This window comes from Pseudomonas sp. PLB05 (genome assembly GCF_021106615.1).
Taxonomy (GTDB): Bacteria; Pseudomonadota; Gammaproteobacteria; order Pseudomonadales; family Pseudomonadaceae; genus Chryseomonas; species Chryseomonas benzopyrenica.
This window is the reverse complement of sequence record NZ_JAJOHO010000003.1, coordinates 442,439-469,083: the sequence shown is the minus strand read 5'-3', so window position 1 is coordinate 469,083 and position 26,645 is coordinate 442,439. Positions and strand designations below refer to the sequence as shown.

The 26,645-nt window shown below is 65.7% G+C and carries 24 protein-coding genes and 3 tRNA genes; 21 read left to right on the top strand and 6 right to left on the bottom strand.

Annotated features, from left to right (window positions below; all coding sequences use genetic code 11):
• Positions 1–9 precede the first annotated feature (9 nt).
• The 19 genes from astD to LRS53_RS14870 all read left to right on the top strand — a co-directional run bounded on the left by astD (position 10) and on the right by LRS53_RS14870 (position 17,586).
• On the top strand, positions 10–1,473 hold the full coding sequence (gene astD / locus LRS53_RS14960) for a succinylglutamate-semialdehyde dehydrogenase (RefSeq protein ID WP_231356432.1): 1,464 nt from the start codon (positions 10–12) through the stop codon (positions 1,471–1,473).
• Positions 1,470–2,831, top strand: a complete 1,362-nt coding sequence (gene astB / locus LRS53_RS14955; RefSeq protein WP_231356431.1) for an N-succinylarginine dihydrolase — start codon at positions 1,470–1,472, stop codon at positions 2,829–2,831. The genes astD and astB overlap by 4 nt, the downstream gene beginning before the upstream one ends.
• A 14-nt stretch (positions 2,832–2,845) precedes the next feature.
• The gene (locus LRS53_RS14950) at positions 2,846–3,142 is read left to right on the top strand and encodes a GTPase (protein ID WP_231356430.1); all 297 of its coding nucleotides are present in this window, start codon (positions 2,846–2,848) and stop codon (positions 3,140–3,142) included.
• Positions 3,143–3,342: 200 nt separating this feature from the next.
• Positions 3,343–4,350, top strand: coding sequence for a succinylglutamate desuccinylase (gene astE / locus LRS53_RS14945; RefSeq protein WP_231356429.1), 1,008 nt, complete (start codon positions 3,343–3,345; stop codon positions 4,348–4,350).
• An 11-nt stretch (positions 4,351–4,361) separates the two neighbouring features.
• Complete coding sequence (ltaE, locus tag LRS53_RS14940; protein ID WP_231356428.1) at positions 4,362–5,360, top strand: low-specificity L-threonine aldolase; 999 nt, start codon at positions 4,362–4,364, stop codon at positions 5,358–5,360.
• Between the two features lie 185 nt (positions 5,361–5,545).
• On the top strand, positions 5,546–8,170 hold the full coding sequence (gene alaS, locus LRS53_RS14935) for an alanine--tRNA ligase (RefSeq protein WP_231356427.1): 2,625 nt from the start codon (positions 5,546–5,548) through the stop codon (positions 8,168–8,170).
• 84 nt (positions 8,171–8,254) lie between these two features.
• Positions 8,255–9,490 (top strand): aspartate kinase, encoded by a 1,236-nt coding sequence (locus LRS53_RS14930; RefSeq protein WP_017639703.1) that lies wholly within the window; start codon positions 8,255–8,257, stop codon positions 9,488–9,490.
• Between the two features lie 155 nt (positions 9,491–9,645).
• Positions 9,646–9,831, top strand: a complete 186-nt coding sequence (gene csrA, locus LRS53_RS14925; RefSeq protein ID WP_007159101.1) for a carbon storage regulator CsrA — start codon at positions 9,646–9,648, stop codon at positions 9,829–9,831.
• Positions 9,832–9,892: 61 nt separating this feature from the next.
• Positions 9,893–9,983, top strand: a tRNA-Ser gene (locus LRS53_RS14920).
• Between the two features lie 106 nt (positions 9,984–10,089).
• Positions 10,090–10,166: transfer RNA gene (locus tag LRS53_RS14915), tRNA-Arg, on the top strand.
• 60 nt (positions 10,167–10,226) lie between these two features.
• A tRNA-Arg gene (locus tag LRS53_RS14910) sits at positions 10,227–10,303 on the top strand.
• A gap of 142 nt (positions 10,304–10,445) precedes the next feature.
• The gene (locus LRS53_RS14905; RefSeq protein WP_017639704.1) at positions 10,446–10,886 is read left to right on the top strand and encodes an acyl-CoA thioesterase; all 441 of its coding nucleotides are present in this window, start codon (positions 10,446–10,448) and stop codon (positions 10,884–10,886) included.
• Between the two features lies 1 nt (position 10,887).
• Positions 10,888–11,886: a tRNA dihydrouridine synthase gene (locus LRS53_RS14900; RefSeq protein WP_184291157.1), complete on the top strand. Its 999-nt coding sequence runs from the start codon at positions 10,888–10,890 to the stop codon at positions 11,884–11,886.
• A gap of 154 nt (positions 11,887–12,040) precedes the next feature.
• Positions 12,041–14,044 carry an FUSC family protein gene (locus LRS53_RS14895; RefSeq protein ID WP_231356426.1) on the top strand — a complete coding sequence of 668 codons (2,004 nt, stop codon included), beginning with the start codon at positions 12,041–12,043 and terminating at the stop codon, positions 14,042–14,044.
• On the top strand, positions 14,031–14,234 hold the full coding sequence (locus LRS53_RS14890; RefSeq protein ID WP_017639707.1) for a DUF1656 domain-containing protein: 204 nt from the start codon (positions 14,031–14,033) through the stop codon (positions 14,232–14,234). Before LRS53_RS14895 ends, LRS53_RS14890 begins: the two co-directional genes overlap by 14 nt.
• A gap of 28 nt (positions 14,235–14,262) precedes the next feature.
• Positions 14,263–15,165, top strand: coding sequence for an efflux RND transporter periplasmic adaptor subunit (locus LRS53_RS14885; RefSeq protein ID WP_231356425.1), 903 nt, complete (start codon positions 14,263–14,265; stop codon positions 15,163–15,165).
• 96 nt (positions 15,166–15,261) lie between these two features.
• Positions 15,262–15,573, top strand: coding sequence for a DUF485 domain-containing protein (locus tag LRS53_RS14880; protein ID WP_017639709.1), 312 nt, complete (start codon positions 15,262–15,264; stop codon positions 15,571–15,573).
• Positions 15,570–17,225, top strand: coding sequence for a cation acetate symporter (locus tag LRS53_RS14875; protein WP_231356424.1), 1,656 nt, complete (start codon positions 15,570–15,572; stop codon positions 17,223–17,225). Before LRS53_RS14880 ends, LRS53_RS14875 begins: the two co-directional genes overlap by 4 nt.
• 202 nt (positions 17,226–17,427) lie before the next feature.
• Entirely contained in the window at positions 17,428–17,586 is a 159-nt protein-coding gene (locus LRS53_RS14870; protein ID WP_007159093.1) for a DUF3309 family protein, read from the top strand.
• Positions 17,587–17,745: 159 nt separating this feature from the next.
• Here LRS53_RS14870 and dacB read toward each other — a convergent pair whose 3' ends face one another.
• From dacB to LRS53_RS14850, 4 genes are all read right to left on the bottom strand, one after another.
• Positions 17,746–19,209, bottom strand: a complete 1,464-nt coding sequence (gene dacB, locus LRS53_RS14865; RefSeq protein ID WP_231356423.1) for a D-alanyl-D-alanine carboxypeptidase/D-alanyl-D-alanine endopeptidase — start codon at positions 19,207–19,209, stop codon at positions 17,746–17,748.
• Between the two features lie 168 nt (positions 19,210–19,377).
• Positions 19,378–19,527 carry a hypothetical protein gene (locus tag LRS53_RS14860; RefSeq protein ID WP_017639713.1) on the bottom strand — a complete coding sequence of 50 codons (150 nt, stop codon included), beginning with the start codon at positions 19,525–19,527 and terminating at the stop codon, positions 19,378–19,380.
• 26 nt (positions 19,528–19,553) lie between these two features.
• Positions 19,554–20,210, bottom strand: a complete 657-nt coding sequence (locus LRS53_RS14855) for a hypothetical protein (protein ID WP_231356422.1) — start codon at positions 20,208–20,210, stop codon at positions 19,554–19,556.
• A 103-nt stretch (positions 20,211–20,313) separates the two neighbouring features.
• Entirely contained in the window at positions 20,314–20,523 is a 210-nt protein-coding gene (locus LRS53_RS14850) for a cold-shock protein (protein ID WP_007159089.1), read from the bottom strand.
• A 752-nt stretch (positions 20,524–21,275) separates the two neighbouring features.
• Here LRS53_RS14850 and LRS53_RS14845 point away from each other — a divergent pair.
• Entirely contained in the window at positions 21,276–21,545 is a 270-nt protein-coding gene (locus LRS53_RS14845) for a hypothetical protein (protein WP_231356421.1), read from the top strand.
• A 323-nt stretch (positions 21,546–21,868) separates the two neighbouring features.
• Positions 21,869–22,720 (top strand): CvfB family protein, encoded by an 852-nt coding sequence (locus LRS53_RS14840; protein WP_068385518.1) that lies wholly within the window; start codon positions 21,869–21,871, stop codon positions 22,718–22,720.
• On the opposite strand, the gene LRS53_RS14835 is transcribed toward LRS53_RS14840, so the two are convergent.
• Both LRS53_RS14835 and LRS53_RS14830 read right to left on the bottom strand, forming a co-directional pair.
• Positions 22,674–25,295, bottom strand: coding sequence for a ligase-associated DNA damage response DEXH box helicase (locus LRS53_RS14835; RefSeq protein ID WP_231356420.1), 2,622 nt, complete (start codon positions 25,293–25,295; stop codon positions 22,674–22,676). The two genes, LRS53_RS14840 and LRS53_RS14835, sit on opposite strands and share 47 nt — an antisense overlap.
• Before the next feature lie 11 nt (positions 25,296–25,306).
• Positions 25,307–26,638, bottom strand: coding sequence for a deoxyguanosinetriphosphate triphosphohydrolase (locus LRS53_RS14830; RefSeq protein ID WP_027596852.1), 1,332 nt, complete (start codon positions 26,636–26,638; stop codon positions 25,307–25,309).
• Positions 26,639–26,645 lie beyond the last annotated feature (7 nt).

Here is a 26,645-nt window from a genome sequence, read left to right as displayed (position 1 = left end):
GGAGACTCCATGGATAGCCTCTATATCGCTGGTCAGTGGTGCCCCGGGCGCGGCGAGACCTTCACCTCGCTCGATCCCTACGCCGGTACCGCGCTCTGGCAGGGCGCCGCCGCGGATGCAGCGGACGTCGACCAGGCGATCGCCGCGGCGCGCCAGGCCTTTCCCTCCTGGGAAAGACGCGGCCAGGCCGCGCGCCTGGAGATCCTGCAGGCCTTCGCCCAGGTGCTGCAGCAACGCCGCCCGGCGCTGACCCATGCCCTGGCCGAGGAAACCGGCAAGCCACTGTGGGAGGCCGATACCGAGCTCGGCAGCATGATCGCCAAGGTGGCCATCTCCGCCCAGGCCGAAGCGGTCCGTAGCGGCGAGCGCTCGGCGACGGTAGCCGACGCCCGTAGCGTGACCCGTCATCGCCCCCATGGGGTGTTGGCGGTGTTTGGTCCCTACAACTTTCCCGGCCATCTGCCCAACGGCCATATCGTGCCGGCGCTGCTGGCTGGCAATACGCTGGTGTTCAAGCCTAGCGAGCTGACGCCGCGCTTCGCTGCCCTGACCCTGGATTGCTGGATCGCCGCCGGGCTGCCAGCAGGCGTGCTCAACCTGATTCAAGGGGGGCGTGCCACGGGTGAGGCCCTGGCCGCGCATCCCGGTCTGGACGGCATCCTCTTCACCGGTTCCAGCGCCACGGGCGCGGCCCTGCACCGCCTCAACGCGGACCGTCCGCAGCGGCTGCTGGCCCTGGAGATGGGCGGCAACAATCCCCTGGTGGTCGCGCCAGTGACCGATCTGGACGCTGCCGTGGTGACTACCGTCCAGTCGGCCTTTCTTTCCGCCGGCCAACGCTGCACCTGCGCGCGCCGGCTGCTCGTGCCCCAGGGTGACTGGGGCGATGCGCTGCTGGCGCGTCTGGTAAGCGTCAGCGCGGGTCTCAGTACCGGTCGCTTCGACGCCGATCCGGCGCCTTTCATGGGTACTGTCATCTCCTTCGCCGCTGCCGAGGCCCTGCTGCGGACCCAGGCCCAGCGCCTGGCGCAGGGTGGCCGCGCGCTGCTGGAAATGCGTCAGCCGGATGCGACGCGCGCGCTGCTCACCCCGGGCATCCTCGATGTCTCGGGGATCTCCGAGTTACCCGACGAGGAGGTCTTCGGGCCACTGCTGCAGGTCCAGCGCTATGCGGACTTCGACCAGGCCCTGGCGTTGGCCAATGCCACCCGCTTCGGTCTGGCGGCCGGGTTGCTGGCCGACGATCCGGCCACCTACGAACGGTTCTGGCAGGGCGTGCGTGCCGGCATCGTCAACTGGAACCGTCCCCTGACCGGGGCGGCTAGTGCAGCGCCCTTTGGCGGCGTCGGCGCCTCGGGCAATCACCGTCCCAGCGCTTACTACGCCGCGGATTACTGCGCCTTCCCGGTCGCCTCGCTGGAGAGCGACGCCCTGAGCCTGCCTGCCCAATTGCCCCCAGGACTACACCTATGAGTCACCTCGCTCTCGCTGCTCGGGAGGTCAATTTCGATGGCCTGGTCGGTCCGACCCACAACTATGCGGGCCTGTCCTATGGCAACGTGGCCTCCCAGGCCAGCAAGCAGCAATGCTCGAATCCCCGTGAGGCGGCGCGCCAGGGCCTGGCGAAGATGCAGGCATTGATGGAGCTGGGCTTCGAGCAGGGCGTGCTGGCCCCCCACGAAAGGCCCGACATCGCCTCGCTGCGCCGCCTGGGGTTCGCCGGCAGCGATGCCCAGGTGCTGGAAAGTGCGGCGCGCGAAGCCTTGCCGCTGCTGCTGTCCGCTAGCTCCGCCTCGGCCATGTGGACGGCCAACGCCGCCACCGTCAGCCCCAGCGCCGACACCCGCGATGGCCGGGTCCATTTCACCCCGGCCAACCTGGCCTGCAAATTTCACCGCAGCCTCGAACCGACCACCACGGCGCGCATCCTCCAGGCGATGTTTCGCGATCCTGCGCATTTCCAGCACCATGCGCCGCTGCCCTCGGTGGCCCAGTTCGGCGACGAGGGCGCGGCCAACCACACCCGCTTCAGCCACGACCACGGCGCCCCGGGCGTGGAATTCTTCGTCTTCGGTCGTAGCGCCTTCGATCCACGCTATCCTGAGCCCCATCGCTATCCAGCGCGCCAGACCCTGGAAGCCTCCCAGGCCATCGCCCGTCTGCATGGCCTGAGCGAGGAGGGCGTGGTGTTCGCCCAGCAGAATCCAGCGGTGGTGGACCAGGGCGTCTTCCACAACGACGTCATCTCGGTGGGCAACGCCCAGGTGCTGTTCCACCACGAGGATGCCTTTCTCGACAGCGACCGGGTGCTCGACGAACTGCAGGCCAAGCTCGCCCGGCGCGGCGGCCAGCTGCAGCGCCTCTGCGTGCGGCGCAACGAGATCAGCGTCGGCGATGCCGTGCGCTCCTATCTGTTCAACAGCCAGCTGCTGGATCGACTCGGGCAAGGCGCGTTGCTGGTGGTGCCCGACGAGTGCCGGCAGAATCCGGCGGTCTGGGACTATCTGCAGGCCCAGGTCAATAGCGCGGGGCCCCTGGGCGAGGTCAAGGTGTTCGATCTCAAGCAAAGCATGCAGAACGGCGGCGGACCTGCCTGCCTGCGGTTGCGGGTGGCCCTCAAGCCCGACGAACTGGCGGCGGTGAATCCAGGGGTGCGCTTCACGCCGACGCTGCACACCCAACTACTCGACTGGGTGGACCGCCACTACCGCGACCGCCTGACACCTGCGGATCTCGCCGATCCCCAGTTGCTGGGCGAGGTCCGCACCGCCCTCGACGAGCTGACCCAATTGCTGGGCCTCGGCTCGGTCTATCCCTTTCAATTGCCCTGACGCCCGGAGTTTCCATGAGCGACCGTCTCGATCTCATCCTCGAACCCACCGCCGACGAGCAGCAGACGCTGCAGGTCCAGCGCCTGGCCATCCGCCTGGCTGGTCGCGACCTCTGGCTGGAAGCCGACGGCAGCGGCGGTCTCAACATCTTCGCCGACTCCCAGGATGACGAAGAGCAGACCCCGGTCCTGGTGCTGCGGCCCCAGGCCCTCAATGCCCTGGGCCTGTCCATCGCCCTGGAGACCTTCACCGACGACGGCGATGAGAATCATGTGCATGACGCCGATTGCGGTTGCGGCCACGATCATTGAGTATCTAGTGTGGTGTTTCAGACGTTCGCGCAAGAATTGGCGAGTGATTTTTGTTTCCGGGCAAGGCGCCGCGACGAGTCATAGCAGGGCTATGGCGAGGAGGGGCAACGCCGCTCGGGAACCAAAAGCGCCGCCAAAATTGTGTAGACAACTTCTGAAGCGCCACACTAGCCCCGACACGTCGCTCAGCGGAGTAGAGCATGGCTGCATCTGAACGTTATCGGTTGGCGCTTGGCCGCCTGCTGGACCTGACCCTGGCCGGCCGCGAGCCGACCGAAAAGATTCAACTGACTGCCGACGGCACCCGTCTCCACTGGCTGACCGAAGGCGTGCTGGAAGTCACTCCGCCGGTGGCGCGCGACAACCACCTGGACCTGCTGCTCTCGGCGGGCATCCATGGCAACGAGACCGCGCCCATGGAGCTGCTCGACGCCTTGCTCGGCGGCATCGCCAGCGGCGCCCTGCGTCCCGCCTGCCGCCTGCTGTTCATGTACGGTAATCCCGACGCCATGCGTCGCGGTACCCGCTACGTCGAGCAGGACCTGAATCGCCTGTTCAATGGCCGCCACGCCCAGGCCGAAGGCTCCGAGGCGCAGCGCGCCAACGACCTCGAACGTCTGTCCGCGCAATTCTTCAGCAAGCCCGACCGGGCGCGCCTGCACTACGACCTGCACACCGCGCTGCGCGCCTCGGCGCTGCCGCGCTTCGCCCTCTATCCCTGGAGCGCCGGGCGTGAGCATTCGGAAGCCGAGTTGCAGCGCCTGGAAGCCGCCGGCATCGAAGCCGTGCTGCTCTACGACAAGCCGGGTATCACCTTCAGCGCCTACACCTACGCCGAATGCCAGGCCGAGGCCCTGACCTTGGAGCTGGGTCAGGCGCGGCCCTTCGGCGAGAACAGCGAACTCGACCTGAGTCGCCTGCAGCTGCTGCTCGAAGCCCTGATCGAAGGCCGTGAAGCCGAACTGCCGCCGCCAGATTCCTCGCTGCTGAGATTCCGCGTGGCGCGCCAGGTGTACAAGTCCAGTCCGCGCTTCCAGTTGCACCTGGCCGACGACGTGGCTAACTTCTCGCCGCTGCGCCAGGGTTCGTTGCTGGCCGAGGACGGCAGCGAGCGCTGGATCGTCGACGAAGCCGAGGCGCGCATCATCTTTCCCAATCCCAAGGTCGCCGTCGGCCTGCGGGCCGGACTCATCGTGGTCCCGGCATAAGGAGCCACCGCATGATCGATCTGCGCAGCGATACCGTCACCCAGCCCACGCCGGCCATGCGCCAGGCGATGCTGGACGCCGAACTCGGCGATGACGTCTATGGCGAAGACCCGACCGTTACCCGGCTGGAGCAGCGTCTGGCGGGCGATCTCGGCCTGGAGGCCGGACTCTTCGTGCCCAGCGGCACCATGAGCAATCTGCTCGGCCTGCTGGCGCACTGCGAGCGGGGCGACGAATACCTGGTCGGCCAGCAGGCCCACACCTACAAGTACGAAGGCGGGGGCGCCGCGGTGCTCGGCTCCATCCAGCCGCAGCCCATCGAGATCGCCGCCGACGGCAGCCTGGACCTCGACCTGGTGCGCAGCTACATCAAGGCCGACGACTTCCACTTCGCCCGTACCCGGCTGCTGGCGCTGGAAAACACCATGCACGGCAAGGTCCTGCCGCTGGCCTATCTGGCGGCGGCGCGCGCCTTCACCCGGGAGCACGGTCTGGCTCTGCACCTGGACGGCGCGCGGCTGTACAACGCTGCGGTCAAGCTGGGCGTACCGGTGCGCGAGATCAGCCAGCATTTCGATTCGGTGTCGATCTGCCTGTCCAAGGGTCTCGGTGCACCGGTGGGTTCGGTACTCTGCGGCGATGCCGAGCTGATCGCCAAGGCGCGTCGCTGGCGCAAGGTGGTCGGCGGCGGTATGCGCCAGGCCGGCATGCTGGCAGCGGCGGGGTTGCATGCCCTCGATCACCAGGTCGAGCGCCTGGCCGAAGACCACGCCCATGCCGCCCAGCTCGGCACCGCCCTGGCCGAACTCGGCTACCAGGTGGAGCCGGTGCAGACCAACATGGTCTACCTCGCCATGGGTAACGAAGCACCCGCCCTGCAGGCCTTCCTCGCCGCACGCGGCATCCGCGTCAGTCCGGCCCCACGCCTGCGCCTGGTGACCCATCTGGACGTCAACGCTGCCGATATCGAGGCGGTCATCGCCGCTTTCGCCGCCTACCGCCACCGCTAAGTCTTCCGACGACGTTTTTCCTGCGCAACCGGGGCGACACCGGGGCGCAGGCGTCGATATACTCCCAGGCATGCGTGTCCGTTTTCCGCACGTGCCGCGTCTGCGGCGCCCGCTCCGTTCGTCTCGTCTGCGATCCAGTCGGATGCCCGTCACGCGCGTCGAAAAGCCCATTGTCTGGAATGAATATGAAAAGCGCCGAAATCCGTGAAGCCTTCCTCCGCTTCTTCGAAGAGAAGGGGCACACCCGGGTCGCCTCCAGTTCGCTGATCCCTGCGAACGATCCGACCCTGCTGTTCACCAACGCCGGGATGAACCAGTTCAAGGACTGCTTCCTCGGCATGGAAAAGCGCAGCTACACCCGCGCTGCCACCAGCCAGAAGTGCGTGCGCGCGGGCGGCAAGCACAACGACCTGGAGAACGTCGGTTACACGGCGCGTCACCACACCTTCTTCGAGATGCTGGGCAACTTCAGCTTCGGCGACTACTTCAAGCGCGACGCCATCACCTTCGCCTGGGAATTCCTCACCTCGCCCCAGTGGCTGGGTCTGCCCCGGGAAAAGCTCTGGGTCACCGTCTACGCCACCGATGACGAGGCCTACGACATCTGGACCAAGGAAGTCGGGGTGCCCGCGGCGCAGATGGTGCGCATCGGCGACAACAAGGGCGCGCCCTATGCGTCGGACAACTTCTGGACCATGGGTGACACCGGTCCCTGCGGTCCGTGCACCGAGATCTTCTTCGACCATGGCCCCGAGATCTGGGGCGGCCCGCCCGGTTCGCCGGAAGAAGACGGCGATCGCTACATCGAGATCTGGAACAACGTCTTCATGCAGTTCAATCGCACCGCCGATGGCGTCCTGCATCCGCTGCCGGCGCCCAGCGTCGACACCGGCATGGGTCTGGAGCGGGTGAGCGCCGTGCTGCAGCACGTGCATTCGAACTACGAGATCGACCTGTTCCAGCAGCTGCTGGCAGCCTCCGCCGAGGCCATCGGTTGCGCCAACGACGACGCCCCGTCGCTCAAGGTGGTGGCCGACCACATCCGCTCCTGCAGCTTCCTGATCGCCGATGGCGTGCTGCCGTCCAACGAAGGCCGTGGCTATGTGCTGCGCCGCATCATTCGGCGTGCCTGCCGCCACGGCAACAAGCTGGGCGCCAAGGGCACCTTCTTCCACCAGATCGTCGCCGCCCTGGTGGCCGAGATGGGTCAGGCCTATCCCGAGCTGGTCCAGCAGCAGGCCCACATCGAGCGTGTGCTGCGTACCGAGGAAGAGCAGTTCGCCAAGACCCTGGAGCAGGGCCTGAAGATCCTCGAACAGGATCTGGCGCAGCTGCAGGGCGACACCATCCCCGGCGACGTGGTATTCAAGCTCTATGACACCTACGGCTTCCCGGTCGACCTGACCAACGACATCGCCCGCGAGCGCAACCTGAATCTCGACGAGGCCGGCTTCGAACGCGAGATGGAGGCCCAGCGCGAGCGGGCCCGTTCCGCGAGCGCCTTTGGCGTGGACTACAACAGCCTGGTCAAGGTCGAGGGCGAAACCCGTTTTCTCGGCTACGACACCACCAGCGCCTCGGGCACCATCGTCGCCCTGTACCGTGCCGGTCAGCCAGTGGACAGCCTGGCCGAAGGCGAAGAGGGCGTGGTCATCCTCGACCAGACGCCGTTCTACGGTGAATCCGGTGGCCAGGTCGGCGATACCGGTTTCCTGGAAAGCGCCGGCGTTGGCTTTGCCGTGCGCGACACCACCAAGACCCAGGGCGCCTTCCTGCACCATGGCGTGGTGACCAAGGGCAGCCTCAACGTCGGCACCGCGCTCATGGCCCAGGTGGATGCCGGTCGCCGCCAGGGTATCGCCCTGAACCACTCCGGTACCCACCTGCTGCACGCCGCGCTGCGCCAGGTGCTGGGCGACCATGTCCACCAGAAGGGCTCCCTGGTCAACGACCAGCGCCTGAGATTCGACTTCAGCCACTTCGAGGCCATCAAGCCCGAGGAGCTCAAGCGCATCGAGACCATCGTCAACGAAGAGATCCGCAAGAACAGCGCGGTGACCACCGAGGTCATGGCCATCGACGAGGCCAAGGCCCGTGGCGCCATGGCGCTGTTCGGCGAGAAGTACGGCGACGTGGTACGCGTGGTCGGCATGGGCGGTGAATTCTCCGTCGAGCTGTGCGGCGGTACCCACGTCGCCCAGACCGGCGACATCGGCCTGCTCAAACTGGTCAGCGAAGGTGGCGTGGCCTCCGGCGTACGCCGCGTGGAAGCCATCACCGGCACCGCGGCCCTGGCCTACCTCAACGGCGCCGAGGAGCAACTGCGCGAAGCCGCTAGCCTGCTCAAGGGCAGTCGCGACAACGTGCTGGACAAGCTGGCCGCGCTGGTCGAGCGCAATCGCCAGCTGGAAAAGGAAATCGAGCAGCTCAAGGCCAAGGCCGCCAGTGCCTCGGCCGGTGACCTGGTGGACCAGGCGCAGGATGTGAAGGGCGCCAACGTGCTCACCGCGCGTCTCGACGGCCTCGACGGCAAGGCGCTGCTGGCGCTGGTCGACCAGCTCAAGAACAAGCTGGGCAGCGGCATGATCCTGCTGGGCGGCGAAGCCGACGGCAAGGTGGTGCTGGTGGCCGGCGTCACTGCCGACCTGACCGCCAAGCTCAAGGCCGGCGAGCTGATGAAGCGCGCCGCAGCCGTGGTCGGGGGCAAGGGCGGTGGTCGTCCTGACATGGCCCAGGGCGGCGGCACCGATGCCAGCCAGCTCGCAGCGGCCCTGGCCTGTGCCGGCCAGTACGCCGAGGAAAGCCTCTAAGAGCGCTGCGGGTCGCCGGGGAGGGCGGCTCGCTTCCTCCCATAACAACATGAATCAGATTTTTCTGCGGACGGGCAGCAAGCAATGGCATTGATCGTACAGAAATTCGGCGGTACCTCGGTGGGTACGGTGGAGCGTATCGAGCAGGTCGCCGACAAGGTGAAACGCTTCCATGAAGCGGGCGACCAGATCGTGGTGGTGGTGTCGGCCATGAGTGGCGAGACCAATCGCCTCATCGGCCTCGCCAAGCAGATCATGGAGCAACCCGATCCGCGCGAGCTGGATGTCATGGTCTCCACCGGCGAGCAGGTCACCATCGGCCTGCTGACCATGGCGCTGCTCAAGCGCGGCGTCCAGGCGGTCTCCTACACGGGCAGCCAGGTGCGCATCCTCACCGACAGCGCCCACACCAAGGCACGTATCCAGCAGATCGACGATGCCCGCATCCGCGCCGACCTCAAGGCACGCAAGGTCGTGGTCGTGGCCGGCTTCCAGGGCGTCGACGAGCAGGGCAACATCACCACCCTGGGCCGTGGTGGCTCCGACACCACGGGCGTGGCCCTGGCGGCCGCGCTGAAGGCCGACGAATGCCAGATCTACACCGACGTCGACGGCGTCTACACCACCGATCCGCGCGTGGTGCCCCAGGCCCAGCGGCTGGACAAGATCACCTTCGAGGAAATGCTGGAAATGGCCAGCCTCGGCTCCAAGGTGCTGCAGATCCGCTCGGTGGAATTCGCCGGCAAATACAACGTGCCGCTGCGCGTGCTGCACAGCTTTCAGGAGGGTCCGGGCACCCTCATTACCCTTGATGAAGAGGAATCCATGGAACAGCCGATCATCTCCGGCATCGCCTTCAACCGTGACGAAGCCAAGCTGACCATTCGCGGTGTGCCGGATACCCCCGGCGTGGCCTTCAAGATCCTCGGCCCGATCAGCGCGGCCAACATCGAAGTCGACATGATCGTGCAGAACGTCGCGCACGATAACACCACCGACTTCACCTTCACCGTGCACCGCAACGACTACCAGGCGGCGCTGGAGATCCTCAAGCGCACCGGCGTCGAGATCGGGGCCCGCGAGTCCGTGGGCGACAGCAAGATCGCCAAGGTCTCCATCGTCGGCGTCGGCATGAGATCCCACGCCGGCGTGGCCAGCCAGATGTTCGAAGCCCTGGCCAAGGAGAGCATCAACATCCAGATGATCTCCACCTCCGAGATCAAGGTGTCGGTGGTCATCGAGGAGAAATACCTCGAGCTGGCCGTTCGCGCGCTGCACACCGCTTTCGAGCTCGACGCCCCCGCACGCGGCGCCGAGTGACCCGCCAAGCGAGGTCCCTGCCACAGGGGCCTCATCTATCGCGGCTCTTGCGGAACTTTACTTGCATGGACAGAGGTCAATAGCGACTAGAGGGTCCATTCAGGGATCGTTTCGGTTCATACGTGCAGACTGAGTTAAAGCTTAAGGAGAATGGAATGCTTATTTTGACTCGTCGGGTTGGTGAGACCCTGATGGTGGGTGACGAAGTCACCGTGACGGTACTGGGAGTCAAGGGCAACCAGGTCCGCATTGGCGTCAATGCACCCAAGGAAGTCGCGGTTCATCGCGAGGAAATCTACCAGCGCATCCAGAAGGAAAAGGACCAAGAACCAAACCACTGATTTTTTTTGAATTTTTCTCTTTGCAAACGGGCAAACCTTCGATATAGTTTCGCCCCGTTGCGGTGAGGTGGCCGAGTGGCCGAAGGCGCTCCCCTGCTAAGGGAGTACACCTCAAAAGGGTGTCGAGGGTTCGAATCCCTCCCTCACCGCCATTTGCTTCAAACTGGCTCCGCTGTACTGACCAAATGGTAAGTACCTGATAAACAAGCAAATTTGCTTGACACGTCAGAAACGGAAGCTAGAATACGCAGCTTCAACGCACTCGTAGCTCAGCTGGATAGAGTACTCGGCTACGAACCGAGCGGTCGGAGGTTCGAATCCTCCCGAGTGCGCCAAATCGACGAAGCTTCTGGCTTCAGCAGTACCAGCGGTGTTCTGGCTAAACTCACCGAAACGCACTCGTAGCTCAGCTGGATAGAGTACTCGGCTACGAACCGAGCGGTCGGAGGTTCGAATCCTCCCGAGTGCGCCAAACATGAAGAAGGGCCTGCAGCGATGCAGGCCCTTTTTTATTGTCCGCGGATTCATGCCAGTATCCGCGACCGATGACCTGGCCAGGATCCCGTTCGGCCTGGCCTTCCGTCTTTCGACCTTGCCCGCGAGAGGGTCTCATCATGCAGTGGGACAGACCGACGCCCCATCTCCTGCCGCTGCGCATCGGTGCCGAGCACATCGACGGCCTGGGCCATGCCAACAATGCCGTCTACGTCAGCTGGCTCGAACAGTGCGCCTGGCAGCATTCGGCGGCCCTGGGCCTGGACCTGGCCACCTTCCAGCGCCTGGATCGCGCCATGGCCGTGGTGCGCCACGAGATCGACTACCTCAGCAGCGGTTACCAGGACGATGAGCTGGTGCTCGGCACCTGGCTGGTGGACTGGGATCGCCGTCTGCGCATGACCCGGCAATTCCAGCTGCAGCGTCCCGCCGATGGCGTGACCCTGCTGCGCGCCCGGACGACCTTCGTCTGCATCGAGCTGTCTTCCGGCAAGCCCAAGCGTATGCCACCTGAGTTCCTGGCCGGTTACGGTCAGGCGCTGCCCGGCGAGGACGTCTGACATGGAGATCGCCCTGGCGCCCATGGAGGGACTCGTCGACGACATCCTGCGCGAGTTGCTGACCGAAGTCGGTGGACTCGACTGGTGCGTGAGCGAATTCATCCGTGTCTGCGATCGCCTGCTGCCAGCGGCGGCCTTCGCCAAGCTGGCGCCGGAGCTGGGGCAGGGGGCGCGTACGCCATCGGGCACCCCCATGCGCGTGCAACTGCTGGGCTCGGATCCGGCCTGCCTGGCCGACAATGCGGCCTTCGCCTGCACCCTGGGCGCACCGGTGATCGACCTCAACTTCGGCTGCCCGGCCAAGACCGTCAACAAGTCCCGCGGCGGCGCGGTGCTGCTCAAGGAGCCGGAACTGCTCAACCGGATCGTCGAGAACGTGCGTCAGGCCGTTCCGGCGCACATTCCGGTCACCGCCAAGATGCGCCTGGGCTATGACAGCCCGAACAGCGCCCTGGCCTGCGCCGAGGCCCTGGCGGAAGGCGGCGCGGCGCAACTGGTGGTCCATGCACGAACCAAGGTCGAGGGCTATCGGCCGCCGGCGCACTGGGAGTGGGTGGCGCGGGTGGCCGACCGGGTGTCCGTGCCGGTGCTGGCCAATGGCGAGATCTGGACTCTGGATGATTACTGGCGCTGCCGCAGTGTCAGCGGTCAGGCCTCGGTCATGCTGGGCCGCGGCCTGGTCTCGCGACCGGATCTGGCGCTGCAGATCGCCGCTGCCGTACGCGGCGAGGAGACGGCTGCGCAAAGCTGGGCCGAGATCCTGCCGCGAGTGCAGCGCTTCTGGGTCATGGCGCAGCGCAAGCTGGCGCCGCGCTACGCCCCAGGGCGCCTCAAACAGTGGCTGGGCATGCTGACGCGCAGCTATCCCGAGGCGGCGGCTCTGTTCGCCCAGGTGCGGCGTGAATCCGACTGCGCCCTGATCGACCGCCTGCTCGGCATGGCCGGGCAAAACCCGGGCAATCTTGATCTCGATCAAGAACGCCGGCTGCAACTCGTCTAGTCTGCAGGGAGTGGTGACGACGGAGCGTCGTCGCTCGAGCACGCAAGGCACTTCAGGCAACCCCCGGGTTGCCTTTTTTTCGTCCGGGCGACCCGCTGGAACTTCGCCCGGGTCGCGCGGCCTATGCTGGATCCCCTGCAGACCAAGAGCCGACGTGCGCCTACCCTGGACGGTCTTTCTCGCACCCACGCCGGCGGCGCTCCTCTTTGCCGGCAAGACCCTGTTCGCCGCCGGACTGGCGCTCTGGCTGGCCTTTCGTTTCAGCCTCGAGCAACCGGTCTGGGCCTGCATGACGGTGATGATCGTCTCCCAGCCGCTGTCCGGCATGGTGCTGGCCAAGGGATTGTTCCGCCTGCTCGGCACCCTCGCTGGCACCTGCATGGCGGTGGTACTCATGGGCTTCTTCGCCCAGACCCCCTGGCTGTTCCTGCTGGCCCTTGCAGGTTGGATGGCCCTCTGCACGGCCGCCTCGACCCTGCTGCGCAACCATGTCGCCTATGGCTTCGTCCTGGCCGGCTATACGGTGGCGATCATCGGTCTGCCCGCCATCGCCCATCCGCTGACGGTGTTCGACCAGGCGGTGGCCCGCTGTACCGAGATCTGCCTGGGCATCGTCGTGGCCTCGGCGGTCAGCACGCTGTTCTGGCCGCAGCGCGTGGAGCAGAATCTGGCCGCCCAGGCGCGGCGCACCTGGGAGCAGGGCGTGGCCGCCGCGCGGGCGGAGCTGGCGGAGGCCCAGGACGCCACCCAGGGCCTGCTGGCCATGCTCGGCCAGGTGGTGGCGGTGGATGCTCAGCGCGACCACGCCTGGTTCGAAGGCCAGCGTGGCCGGCAGCGTGCCCGGGCGCTGCGCCTGCTCTCGCGCGACCTGCTCAGCCTGCTGCGCACCGCTCGCGGCGCCATGCGCCAGTGGCGTGGCCTGGACGAGTCGCGAAGGGTCGCGCTGCAGCCCTGGCGCGACGAACTGCTGGTGACCCTGGCCGACCCCCAGGCTCCCGCTCTGGAAGCCCTCCTGCAGCGTCTGCGAGAGGCTGCCGGCACCGCCCCGGAGCTGGACAACGACCAGCGCTACCTGCTGGCCCGCTTCGCCATCCTGCTGGACAAGATTTTGCTCGCCGGTCGAGCCCTGGACAGCGTCCATACGGCGCAGCTCAGCGCCGTGGCGCCCTCGGCATTGGCCCGCCATCGCGATGTCCAGACGGCGCTGCTCTATGGCCTGCGCAGCGCCTGTGCGCTGCTGGCCGTAGGCGTCTTCTGGCTGGCCAGTGCCTGGCCCTCGGCGCCGGGTGCCATGCTCATGGCCGGCGTCATCTGCAGTCTGTTCGCCAATCGCGACAACGCCGCGACCATAGGTCTCGGGTTCCTGCGCGGCATCCTCTATGCCGCACCGGTCGCCATCCTCGTCAGCCAGGTGCTGCTGCCGCAGATCAGTGGCTATCCGCTGCTGTGCCTGGTACTGGGGGTGCCGCTGTTCTTTGCCGCCCTGGGGATGGCCGGTCCACCCAGCGTGGTGGGCACCGCGACGGCCTTCGCCATCCACCTGCTGGTGCTGGTCTCGCCCAACAATCACGGCCAGGTGGAGATGGGCGCCTTGCTCAACCAGTTGCAGAGTCTGCTGATCGGGGTGGGCGCGGCGGTGCTGATGTTCCGGCTGATCAGCCTGCGGACGCCGCGGCGTACCAGTCGCCGGATCCTGGAGGCCACCACCTACGACCTGCAGCGACTGACCAGGGTCCCTCTGGCCAATGCCGAGACCTGGTTCGGTGGACGCATGGCGGATCGCCTGTTGCTGCTGGCGCGGCATATCGAGCAGCTGTCGGCGGGCGAGCGCGGGCGCTGGGAGCAGGGGTTGCTGGCGCTGGACCTGGGCAACGAATTGCTGCACCTGCGCGCCTGCCTGGCCGATGCCCAGGGCGAGGTGGCGCGGGCGCGGGATGCCTTTCTCGCGCGCTTTGCCGAACAGCTGGAAGTGGGCTTCGGTGACCTCCAGCCGGGCGCGCTGGACGCCGCAGCGGAGCGTTTGCGCCAGGCGCTGGACCAGGCGCCGGACGATGAGCCGCATCGACTGGCGCGCGGTGCCATCGGCCAGCTCCAGCAGACCTGGCGCAGCTGTTGTCTAGAGGCGGTAGTGGAGGAGGGCGCGGATGAATCTGCATGAATGGGCCATCGGCGGGGTCTACCTGGGGCCGCTGTTCGTCTATGGCGTCCTGGCGCTGTTACTGACGGCCCTCTCGCTGTGGCTACTGCAGCGCAGCGGCCTCGGCCGCCATCTCTGGCACGGCGCCCTGTTCGGCTGCGCGCTGTTCGTGCTCTGGCTGGCCGGCATCGTGGCCGTGCTGGCCACCTGAGCCCTATGACAAGAGGATCGCAAAGGCGATGCACAAGACCCTGCGTGTGGCGATAACCCTGATCGTGGTACTGCTCGCCATCCTGGCCGGTACCTGGCTGTGGCATTTCTATCTCTATACGCCCTGGACGCGCGATGCGCGGGTACGGGCCGATGTGGTGGTGGTCGCGCCCGACGTGTCCGGCTGGGTGACGCGCCTGGCAGTGGCAGACAACCAGCTGGTAAAGCGCGGCGATCTGCTCCTGCATATCGATCAGCAGCGCTATCAGGCTAATCTCGACCATGCCAAGGCGGTGGCCGATACGCGCCAGCAGCAACTGCGTCTGCGCGAAAGCGAGGCGGCCCGGCGCCAGCGCCTGGGTACCAGCGCCATCAGCGCCGAGGACCGCGAGACCGCCCAGGTCAATGTCGCCGTCGCCCGCAGCCAGTACCAGGAAGCCCTGAGCGACGTGAACCTGGCTCAGATCAACCTGGATCGCAGCCGGGTGCTGGCGCCGCGGGAAGGGCGGATCACCAACCTCAGATTCGCCGAGGGCAACTATGTGCAGACCGGCCAGGCGGTGATGGCGCTGGTGGATACCAAGTCCTTCTACGTCATGGCCTATTTCGAGGAGACCAAGATCCCCCATATCCACCCCGGCGCTGCGGTACGGGTGCGCCTGATGAACCAGGCAGCGCCGCTGCAGGGACGGGTGGCGAGCATCAGCAGCGGCATCACCGATCGCAATGCGGCCAACGATGCCCAGTTGCTGGCCAACGTCGAGCCGACCTTCAACTGGGTACGCCTGGCGCAACGCATTCCGGTGCGCATCGAACTGCTGGACGTACCGGTGGATATCCACCTCAGCGCGGGGATGACGGCGAGCGTCTCGGTGCTCAATGGCGAGGGTCACCACCCGCTGCAGGGCTGGCGTCGGCTCTGGGATTACTGAGGTCGGAGAAGGTACGACTAAAGTCGTCTGGAAGCCTTACCGGGCGGGCCTAGAGTAGAGCTCGACGCTCCCGTCATGCTGTAAGGAACAACAATAATGAATGACAGCACCTACCGGCGGATTGAAGCCAGTCCGCGTTTCCAAGAACTGGTGACCAAGCGCGGGCGCTTTGCCTGGACGCTCTCCGCCATCATGCTCGGACTCTATTCCGCCTTCATTCTCCTGATCGCCTTCGCCCCCAGGGTCCTCGGCACCCGTATCCATGCAGAGACCGCCATGACCTGGGGCATTCCCCTGGGCGTCGGTCTGATCCTGTCGGCCTTCGTCCTGACCGGTATCTATGTACGCCGGGCCAATGGCGAATTCGATCGGCTCAACGCGGAAATCCTCCGGGAGGTGCAGCCATGAGACGTCTTTCCCTGGCCGCTGCACTGCTGGCCCTCTCGCCTTCGCTGTGGGCGGCCGACGCCATCAGCGGCGCGGTCCAGCGCCAACCCCTGAACGTCTCCGCCATCCTGATGTTCGTGGCCTTCGTCGGCGCCACCCTGGGCATCACCTACTGGGCCTCCAAGCGCAACCGCTCGGCAGCGGACTACTACGCCGCTGGCGGGCGCATCACCGGTTTCCAGAATGGTCTGGCCATCGCCGGTGACTACATGTCGGCCGCCTCTTTCCTGGGCATTTCCGCTCTGGTGTTCACCTCCGGCTACGACGGCCTGATCTACTCCATCGGCTTCCTGGTGGGCTGGCCGATCATCCTGTTCCTGATCGCCGAGCGCCTGCGCAACCTGGGCAAGTACACCTTCGCCGACGTGGCGTCCTATCGCCTCAAGCAAAAGGACATCCGTACCCTGTCCGCCTGCGGTTCGCTGGTGGTGGTCGCCCTCTACCTGATCGCCCAGATGGTCGGTGCCGGCAAGCTGATCCAGCTGCTGTTCGGCCTGGACTACACCCTGGCCGTGGTGCTGGTGGGCATCCTCATGGTGCTCTACGTCCTCTTCGGCGGCATGCTGGCCACCACCTGGGTGCAGATCATCAAGGCGGTGCTGCTGCTGTCCGGCGCCAGCTTCATGGCCTTCATGGTGATGAAACACGTCGGCTTCGACTTCAACCGACTGTTCGCCGAAGCCATCGCCGTGCACCCAAAAGGCGAGGCCATCATGAGCCCCGGCGGCCTGGTGAAGGATCCGATCTCGGCCTTCTCCCTAGGTCTGGCACTGATGTTCGGCACCGCCGGCCTGCCGCACATCCTGATGCGCTTCTTCACCGTGAGCGACGCCAAGGAAGCCCGCAAGAGCGTGTTCTACGCCACCGGCTTCATCGGCTACTTCTACATCCTGACCTTCATCATCGGCTTTGGCGCCATCCTGCTGGTCAGCACCAACCCGGCCTTCAAGGACGCCGCCGGCGCCCTGCTGGGCGGCAACAACATGGCGGCGGTGCACCTGGCCAACGCCGTGGGCGGCAGCATCTTCCTGGGCTTCATCTCGGCGGTGGCCTTCGCCACCATCCTGGCGGTGGTGGCCGGTCTGACCCTGGCCGGTGCTTCCGCGGTCTCCCATGACCTCTACGCCAGCGTGATCAAGAAGGGCAAGGCCAACGAGAAGGACGAGATTCGCGTCTCCAAGATGACCACCGTGGCGCTGGGCGTAGTCGCCATTGCCCTGGGCATCCTCTTCGAGAAGCAGAACATCGCCTTCATGGTGGGCCTGGCCTTCTCCATCGCCGCCAGTTGCAACTTCCCCATCCTGCTGCTCTCGATGTACTGGAAGCGCTTGACCACGCGGGGCGCCATGATCGGCGGCTGGCTCGGCCTGATCACCGCGGTGGGCCTGATGGTGCTCGGCCCGACCATCTGGGTGACCATCCTCGGTCATGCCAAGCCGATCTACCCCTATGAATACCCGGCGCTGTTCTCCATCGCCGTGGCCTTCATCGGCATCTGGTTCTTCTCCATCACCGACAAGTCGGCGGCTGCCGAAGAAGAGCGCGCGCGCTTCTACCCGCAGTTCGTCAGATCCCAGACCGGCCTGGGGGCCAGCGGCGCCGTCTCGCACTGATAGATACCTGCACCAAGACCGAGCCCGGATCCCTGATCCGGGCTTTTTTTTGCCGGGAACACCGGTGGATCGAGGGATGGCAGAGGTCGCCTGACGACTTCGGAATTTTCCGCCGCTGGCGCGGGTCCATGGAACAGGCCCGTCGCTTCGTAGCAACCTGTTACGACGACGGTCGACCCCTGGCCTTCATGGAGAATGGCAGATGACTCTCTCGACCATCCTGGTTCTGGTGCTGCTGGTCCTGCTCATCGGCGGACTTCCGGTGTTCCCCCATTCGCGCAGCTGGGGCTATGGCCCGTCCGGCATCGTGGGCGCCATCCTGGTGGTCCTGCTGGTGCTGCTCTTGCTCGGCATGATCTAGGCCATAGCCGCGGCCTGAAAGTGCCCCACAAGGGTGCATTGGACAAAGGTCTTGCCCAATGCGGTGCACCGCGGTAACGTCGGCTTTCCGGCCTGCCTTGCCGAGTGCTGTAAACAAAACCGGCGTCTGCGTGAGCAGACGCCGGTTTTGTTTTGCGCGTCAGTTGGCGACCGCGCCGTCCTGGCGGCTGCGCAGATAAAGATCCAGCACGACCTCGTCCAGGATGGAGGAGGCACCCCAGGGACGGCTGCTGTTGAGGATGGCGACCACCACCCAGTTGCGGGCGTTGGCGTCCCGAACGAAGCCTGCCAGGGCGCGGACGTTGTTCAGGGTGCCGGTCTTCATGTGCGCCTGGCCTGTCAGCGGCGAATTCTTCATGCGCTTGCGCAGGGTGCCGTCCATGCCGGCCAGCGGCAACGAGGAGATGAACTCCGGCCCATAGGGGCTCTGCCAGGCCGATCTGAGGATCTCCGCCATCTCCCGCGCGCTGACCCGTTCGGCACGGGACAGCCCCGAGCCGTTCTCCATGATCAGGTGGCTGGCATTGATGCCCTTGCGCGCCAGCCACGAGCGGATGACCCGCAGCGCCGCCTTGCCGTCGTCGGCATCCGCCGAGGTGCGGAATTGCGCGCCGATGGACAGGAACAGCTGCTGGGCCATGGTGTTGTTGCTGTACTTGTTGATGTCGCGAATGATCTCCACCACATCGGGCGAGAAGGCCCGCGCCAGTACCTCGGCGTTGCGCGGCACGCTGCCCTCGCGGGTGCGGCCCTTGATGCTGCCGCCCAGCTCCTGCCAGATGGCCCGCACCGCGCCGGCGGTGTAGGCCGGGTGATCGAGCAGCGACAGATAGCTCTGGGCGTTGCAGCCGTCCGGCAACTGGCCGCTGACGATGAGGCTGGTGCTGCCATCGGCCTGGGGCACCGGATTGAAACGCACGTCCGGCCAGGCGGGACAGCCGCTCTTGCCGGTTGCGCGCATCTGGTTGTCGATGTTGACGTTGGTCAGCGGTGGATCCATGGAGACGCTGACGCGGCCATCGGCCGAGCGCACCACCATGCGTACCGATTTCAGGTTCACCAGCAGCGAATCCGGGCCCACCAGGAAGGTCTTGTTCTCGTCTTCGCCGTCGTCGTTGAAGGCCGGCAGGTTGGGCTTCACGAAGCGACCGCGATCCAGCACCAGGTCGCCGGTGACCTCCAGCACGCCATTGGCGCGCAGGTCGCGCATGAGCAGCCAGAGGCGCTCCATGTTCAGCTTGGGATCGCCGCCACCCTTGAGATAGAGGTTGCCGTTGAGGATGCCGTCCTTGAGGGTGCCGTCGGTATAGAACTCGGTCCTCCACTGGTAGGTGGGGCCCAGCAGTTCCAGGGCGGCATAGGTGGTGATCAGCTTCATGGCCGACGCCGGATTCACCGAGACGTCGGCGTTGTAGTAGTCGTTTTCGCCCGGGCCGTCGAGGGGCAGCATCACCAGCGACAGATCGCTACCGGGAATCTTGTTGGTCTGCATCGCCTTTTCGATTCGCGGCGGCAGGTAGGAGGTATCGGCACTGACGGGCAGGGAAAAGCCCAGGGCGCAGCAGCTCAGCAGCAGGCCCAGAGATCGGAAGGTCTTTCGCATCGGGACACACACCTTGGCAGGGTACCGGCCTAGTTGAAGAGAAAAGGGGCCGATAGACGTCGGAGTGCGGGCATTATGCAGTAAGGAGGGCGGCGCGAGCCAATCCCAAGGGGCAGCACGCAGACAAAGAAACGACCGCCTTGGCGGTCGTGTCTGGAAAGGGCGGGATCAGTTGTAGCCCGTGGCGTCCTTGGTACGGTCCGGACTGTTGGGCGAGGGCGGATCGCGTCCGTCGTCGGTCTTGGCGTGCTCGGTGCGCAGGGGCTTTTCGTCCTTGGGCAGTTCGCGTTCGTCGGCTTTGCGCTTTTCTTCGGCCATGGGATCCTCGTCTGCTTGATTGCCGGTCAAGGTGTGACCGGTGCAGGCGTTTCGCCGTTCCCCTGGGGCGAGGAGTGGTCGGCGAACACGCCGGCGGCCTGCAATTGCCGCAGGGCCTCGTTGACCTGGCGCGCGAAGGTGTCCTCGATGGCGGTGCCGGCCTGATGGCTGGCGGCCAGGGGCAGGAACCAGACCCCCATCCAGGTGCGCACCGAGCTGGCATTGCGCACGCGGATGGGCGAGCTGCCCCCCGGCGCCAGCCACTCGGCGGTCAGTACATAGTCGTCCCTGGCGGTACCCGGGACGAGAAAGAAGGTGGCACCGGTGATCAGGCCGCTGGCGATGGCCGCGGCATAGGAGGTGCTGTTGTAGAGCTTGAGGCGCAGCAAGGCGTCGTCCGGCCTGCCGGGCTCCGGCACCAGGGTGATACGGTTGAATAGCTGGGAGTGCTCCAGGACCTGGCGCAGCCTGGGCTTCAGGCCTTCGCGGGCCACGGCGATGGAGGTCGCCTCCTTGGCGTCTTCGACCTCGCCTCGATAGAAGTTGAATTCCACCAGGACGTTGGGGCGCTGCTGTTGCTCGCTCGCGGGAGCGCGGAACGGCTGGGAAGGGAGTTCGTCACCGGGAAAGGCGGCGCAACCGGCGAGCAGGAGCAGGCAGAGCAGGGCAGCGAAGGTTTTCACAAGACGCACCTCATCCCTAGGTCGCTATTGCGAACGTTGGTTGGCCGACGTCCGCGCAAAAAAAAGCCCAACCGGGGTTGGACTTTTTCGAGAAGGCGGGTGATTAGATCACCTGCACCTCATCGGCCTGCAGGCCTTTCTGGCCTTGCACGACCAGGAAGGAAACGGCCTGGCCTTCTTGCAGGCTCTTGAAGCCGTTACCCTGAATGGAACGGTAGTGAACGAACACGTCCGGGCCGCTCTGGGGGGTGATGAAGCCGAAGCCTTTCTCGTCGTTGAACCACTTGACGGTGCCAGTTTGGCGAGTAGACATGGATTTCTCCTTGAATAAGATGACGTTGTTGTCCGAAGGACGACAGTTTTGAAACGAGGAGAAACCCATGCCGCGAAAGCTGGCCCTGATGTACTCCAGGTTCTCGACAGGTGAGCCGCTTTGTAGAGACAGCCTCACCTGACAGCGATGGATGGTCTCAGACTGGCTTGCGCAAAACAAGACCTTTGAGCTGCTCGATGTTGACTTTAGCGACCATGGTCGAAGTGGTGGCTAGAGCGGGCAAACGGCTGTTGGCACAGGGGAGGCGTATGGCAATCCTGGGCATGGGCCTGTCGACTGCCGAAAAGGATCCGTGCTGAATCGTTTCCCTGACGCAAGGTGTCGTTGGCCGAGTCGCTGGGCAGTGCATCGTGCCCGGCAATCAGTAGTGCGTGAGGGCTGACTCTTCAGGTTTTCAAGAGCCTGTGAGCACCCGTCTCCTCCACCCGTTGCCCACCAGCATTCTGCCGAGGCCATCGTTCGGGGTTCCAGGCGGCGCGATTCGGCCAGCTGGGGTTTATAGGAGTCTTTTCGTGACCGGGATGGTACCCAAGAGCGGGTCCCGGCTAGGGGAAGGTTTTCAGCCGGTCAAAGCAAATGCTCAGCGGCCGCGGGCAAAGGCTTCTCGTTTTCGCTGTCGCCATAGGCCAGTGGTGTCGAAACGGTGACGGCCTGCTCAATGTGGGTAGTGGCTAGATGCTATTATTTCGTTCGATTCATTACCCCGAACCGCAAGGGTTCAAGGATTTACCGTGAAAAACGGTCTCGAATGCGCAGGACGCGCATTGGGCCACGGACTCGCCGGATACCGGGTCGAGCTTCGTCGCCTGAACCTCAATGAAATACTGGTAGCTGTCTACCATGCCCAGCAGTCGATCAAGCTGACCCAGCGAATAGTGACCAACGAGCAGGCTACCAATCCGTTCTTGCTGAATGCGGTGGTGGCAGCCATGCGGGTCGAGGCTGACACCGTTGGTCTCTTCATCGAGATTCCACTCGCCGATGACTGCCTTACCGCCTGAATCTGGCGGTCGCTGGATGCGGATTGAATCGATGGGAAGGCGTCTATCGAGCAAGCGCCGATCGCTTTCATGCAAGCAGCGCTGCCCGGACGTCAGCAGGCTCCAACCGCTGTGAACGGCAGGTAGGTCTCCACCAGGGCATGGCGCCAAACCGTGCCGGGATAGCGTCGCATCGGGTCGAGGTTCGCTACCCGGGCGACACCCGGCGGCCATCAAGGCTTCGCACGATGCTGAGCGATCCTTTCAAGGGGCCAGGGTAGCGAGCAAGCAGTGGCTTTGCTGATCGCGGTAAAATGCACCGCTTTCTACAGGAGTCTCCACTCATGGCCTTGTTGGGTCGCTTCAACAGCTTGCAGATTTTGCGCAATACCCCCATCGGCCTGTTCCTGGATGCCGGCAACGACGGCGAGGTGCTGCTGCCGCGTCGCTATGCGCCGAGGGACGAACCCTGCGCCGAAGGCGACTGGCTTAACGTCTTCCTCTATCTGGACAGCGAAGACCGCCTGATCGCCACCACCGAGAAGCCGAAGGTACAGGTCGGCGGCTTCGCCAGCCTGCGGGTGGTAGAGGTGGGTCGGGTAGGGATCTTCCTCGACTGGGGTCTGCCCAAGGACCTGCTGTTGCCGCACTCCGAAGAGAAGCGGCCGCTGCAGGTGGGCGATCACTGCGTGGTGCACGTGCATCTGGACACCCGCACCCGGCGGATCGTCGCCACCGCGCGGCTGGATCGCTATCTGGATCGCGAGCCGGCGCGCTACAAGGTCGGCCAACCGGTACCGCTGCTGGTCGTCGAGCAGACCGACCTCGGCTATAAGGTGATCGTCGACAACAAGCACTGGGGGCTGGTACATCGCAACGAGGCCTTCAAGCCGCTGCGCCTGGGCCAGCGCGAGCGCGGCTTCATTCGCGAGATACGGGCGGACGGCAAGATCAGCCTGACCCTGCAGCCCCAGGGGGCCGCCGCCGGTACCGATCTCGCCGAGCAGATCATCAGCCTGGCCAAGGCGCGGGGAGGGGTGCTGGAACTCAGCGACAGCAGTCCGCCGGCCCTGATCCATCAGCTGTTCGGCGTCAGCAAGGGCAACTTCAAGAAAGCCATCGGCCATCTCTATCGCCAGGGCCGGATCGTTATCGAGGACGACCGGATTTCTGTACGCGAGGACGCCGCGGACTAGCGCCGCGACGCGGCGTCAGATCGCTGTCATGGCTGGGTTGCACCAGGGATTCGGGATCGAAGGCGCGCGCGCGCTCGTCCGGTCCGGCTTCGCGCTCCAGATCGCCGACCAGGCGAGTGATTCGATCGGCCAGCTTTTCCGAACTCAGGCTCTCGCGCAGTCGCTCGACCATGAGTGGCAGGGCGAAGGGCGAGGGATGGTCCAGGGTGACCAGGCGCAGGGGTAGGGCGCCGGTCCGGGTCAGGGTCTGCTGCAAGCGGTCGGCATCGAGTTCCTGGCGCAGGACCTCGGTCTGGGCCTGGCCGAGCAGCAGGTTGTCGGGATCGTATTGGCGAAACACCTGATAGAAGAGGCTGCTGCTGGCCTGCAACTGGCGATTGCTCTTGTGCGCCCCTGGGTAGCCGGAAAAGATCAGCCCGGAGATGCGGGCGATCTCGCGAAAGCGGCGCTGGGCGAGTTCGGCGGCGTTGAGGCTTGCCAGGGTATCGCTGACCAGGTTGTTGGTGGTGAAGAGACTGGCATCGAGCAGCTCCTGCCAGTCCAGGCTGACCGGCGAGACCAGCTCCAGGCCATAGTCGTTGACGGCGATGGAAAAGGTACAGGGGCGGCGCTGCGCCAGGCGCCAGGCGAGCAGGCTGGCCAGTCCGAGATGGGCGTGGCGGCCAGCGAAGGGATAGAGAAAGAGGTGCGAGCCCTCGCGGGATTCCAGGGTCTCGGCGAGCAGGTAGTGGGCGCTGGGCAGCGCCGACCACTGCCGTTGCACATCCAGCAACGGTTGCAGCAGGCGCATCTCCGGGCTCTCGTAGCGCTGCGCCTCGGCGTCTTCCAACAGCGCCAGGACGTGCTTGGCGAGGGTGTCCGAAAGCGGCATGCGACTGCCGCTCCAGCGCGGGATGGCGGCCTTGCGCCCGCTGGCGCGGCGCACATATACCGTCATGTTCTCCACCCGCACCAGTTCCAGGGTACGACCGGCGAAGAGAAAGTGATCGCCGGGTCGCAGGCGGGCGATGAAGCCTTCCTCGATGTTGCCCAGGCGATTGCCACCGCCGCCCTTGGACCAGAACTGCACATTGAGGCTGGTCTCGCTGACGATGGTGCCGATGCCCAGCCGATGCCGCTTGGCCAGCTGCTTGTCGGGGACACGCCAGATGCCCTCGGCGTCCGGTTCGGCGCGGCGGTAATCCGGGTAGGCCGACAGGGAAGCGCCCCCGTTGCGAACGAAGGCCAGTGCCCAGATCCACTCGCCGTCGCTGAGGTGGCGATAGGCCCAGGCACTGCGGATTTCCGGCAGCAGGTCATCCGGTTCGAAGCCGCCCCCCAGTGCCACGGTCACCAGATGCTGCACCAGGACATCGAGAGGCTTGACCGGGGCCGCGCGGGCCTCGATCTCCCCGGCCGTGATGGCGCGGCGGGTGGCGGCCGCATCCAGCAGGTCGAGGCTGTAGGTAGGCACCAGGATCGCGCGGGAAGCGCGCCCCGGAGCGTGACCACTGCGGCCGGCGCGTTGCAGCAGTCGAGCGATGCTCTTGGGCGAGCCGATCTGCAGCACCCGCTCCACCGGCAGGAAGTCCACGCCGAGGTCGAGGCTGGAGGTGCAGATCACCGCCTTGAGCTGGCCATTCTTAAGGCCGCTCTCCACCCACTCGCGGGCCTGTTTCTCGATGGAGCCATGGTGCAGGGCGATCAGGCCGGCCCAGTCCGGACGCGCCTGCAGCAGTGCCTGGTACCAGAGTTCGGTCTGGGCGCGGGTATTGGTGAAGACCAGGGTGGTGGGACTGTCTTCCAGTTCGCGGATCACCTGCTGCAGCAGGCGCATGCCCAGGTGCCCGGCCCAGGCGAAGCGCTCGACGCCGCCTTGGGGCAACAGGGTGTCCACCTGCAGGCGCTTGTCCTGGCGGCCCTGCACCAGGTGTCCCGGTTCTCCGGCCAGCAGGACATCCAGCGCGTGAGCCTGGTTGCCTAGGGTCGCCGAAAGGCCCCAGGTCTGCAGGCCGGGGTTCCAGCGGCGCAGGCGGGCCAGGGCGAGTTGCGTCTGGGTGCCGCGCTTGTTGCCGAGCAGTTCGTGCCATTCATCGATGACCACCAGGCGAACCTGGCCCAGGGCTTCCTGGGCGTCCTCCCGGGACAGCAACAGCGACAGGCTCTCGGGCGTGGTCACCAGGGCCGTCGGCAGCCGGCGATTCTGCCGGGCGCGCTCGCTGCTGACGGTGTCCCCAGTACGCAGGCCCAGGGTCCATTCCAGCTCCTCGTCGAGCACCGGGCGCTCCAGGGCGCGCAGGGTATCCGCCGCCAGGGCGCGCATGGGCGTCAACCAGAGCACGGTGAGCGGCGGTGGTGCCTGTTTGCGCTTGCTGGGCAGGCCCTTGGCGGTGATCGGCCTGGGCGCGACGAAGGCATCCAGGGCGGCCAGCCAGACAGCGTAGGTCTTGCCCGAGCCGGTGGTGGCGTGCAGCAGGCCGGACTCCCCGGCGGCGATGGCCTTGGCCACCTCGCGCTGGAAGGGAAAGGCCTTCCAGCCCTGGGCGGCCAGCCAGCGACTGCCGGGGCCCTTGCGCGTGCGGGGTGCGGTGGCCATTGTGGCGCTCCTTAGACCGGGTTCGAGCGCCCGGTCATCTCGGCCGCCATGGCGGTGGCATAGCTGTCGGTCATACCGGCGATGAAGTCGATCACCCGCATGAAGGCCTGGTGCAGCGTCCAGGAAGGATCGGGCGCGCTGTTGCCCAGCAGGTCGAGAATGCGGCGGCTCTTGAAGGAAGGCTCGCGCCCGCGATGTTGTTCCAGGGCCGCGCCACAGAAGGCGTTGAGCAGGATTTCCAGGGTGGTGTAGGCGCCGATCTCGTGCAGCGTCTTGCGCTTGTCGTGGAAGATCTTTTCCCGGGCCAGCGCCTTGGCGCGCTGCACGCAGAGCTTGGCCGGGCCGGCCATGTGTTCGACCAGGTCATCGCCCAGGGTGCCGGCGAGCAGGGCGTCCTGCTGGTCGACGAAGGCGCGGGCGGTGGCGTTGGTCAGGTGTTCGATGGCCTTGCCACGCAGGATGGCCAGCTTGCGCCGCCGCGAATCCTTGGGGCCGAGTTGCCGATAGGTTTCCGGTAGGTCGTCGCCAACCAGGCCCAGCAGCAGCGCCTCGACCTCGGCATAGTCCAGCAGCTCCATCTCCAGGCCGTCTTCCAGGTCGATCAGGCCATAGCAGATGTCGTCGGCGGCCTCCATCAGGTAGACCAGGGGATGCCGGGCCCAGCGTTCGGGACCCAGCAGCGGCAATTCGAGTTTTTCGGCGATCTGTTCCAGCAACGGCAATTCGCTCTGGTAGCAGCCGAACTTGTGCTTCTTGTAGCCAGGCGCCGCGGCATAGCGTGACGTCCAAGGGTACTTGAGATAGGTACCGAGGGTCGCGTAGGTCAGGCGGGTGCCGCCGTCGAACTGGTGGTATTCGAGCTGGGTCAGCACCCGGAAGCCCTGGGCGTTGCCCTCGAAGTGCAGGAAGTCCTGGCGCTCCGCCTCGCTCATGTCATCCAGCCAGCCGCGGCCGGCGGCCTGGGTGAACCAGTAGCGGATGGCGTCTTCGCCGGAATGGCCGAAGGGCGGATTGCCGATGTCATGGGCCAGGCAGGCGGATTGCACCACCATGCCGAGGTCGCTCGGATCGCACCACTCGGGCAGGGCGCCTCTCAGACTCTCGCCCACGCGCATGCCCAGGGAGCGGCCGACGCAGCTCACCTCCAGGCTGTGGGTCAGGCGGGTATGGATGTGATCGTTGCTGGTGACGGGATGCACCTGGGTCTTGCGTCCCAAGCGGCGGAAGGCGCCGGAAAAGATGATGCGATCGTGGTCCTTGTGAAAGGGGCTGCGCCCCAGTTCATCCGGGCTGTGCAGGGGTTTGCCCAGCCGTTCGCGGATAAGAAGTGTCTGCCAGTCCAAGGCCGTC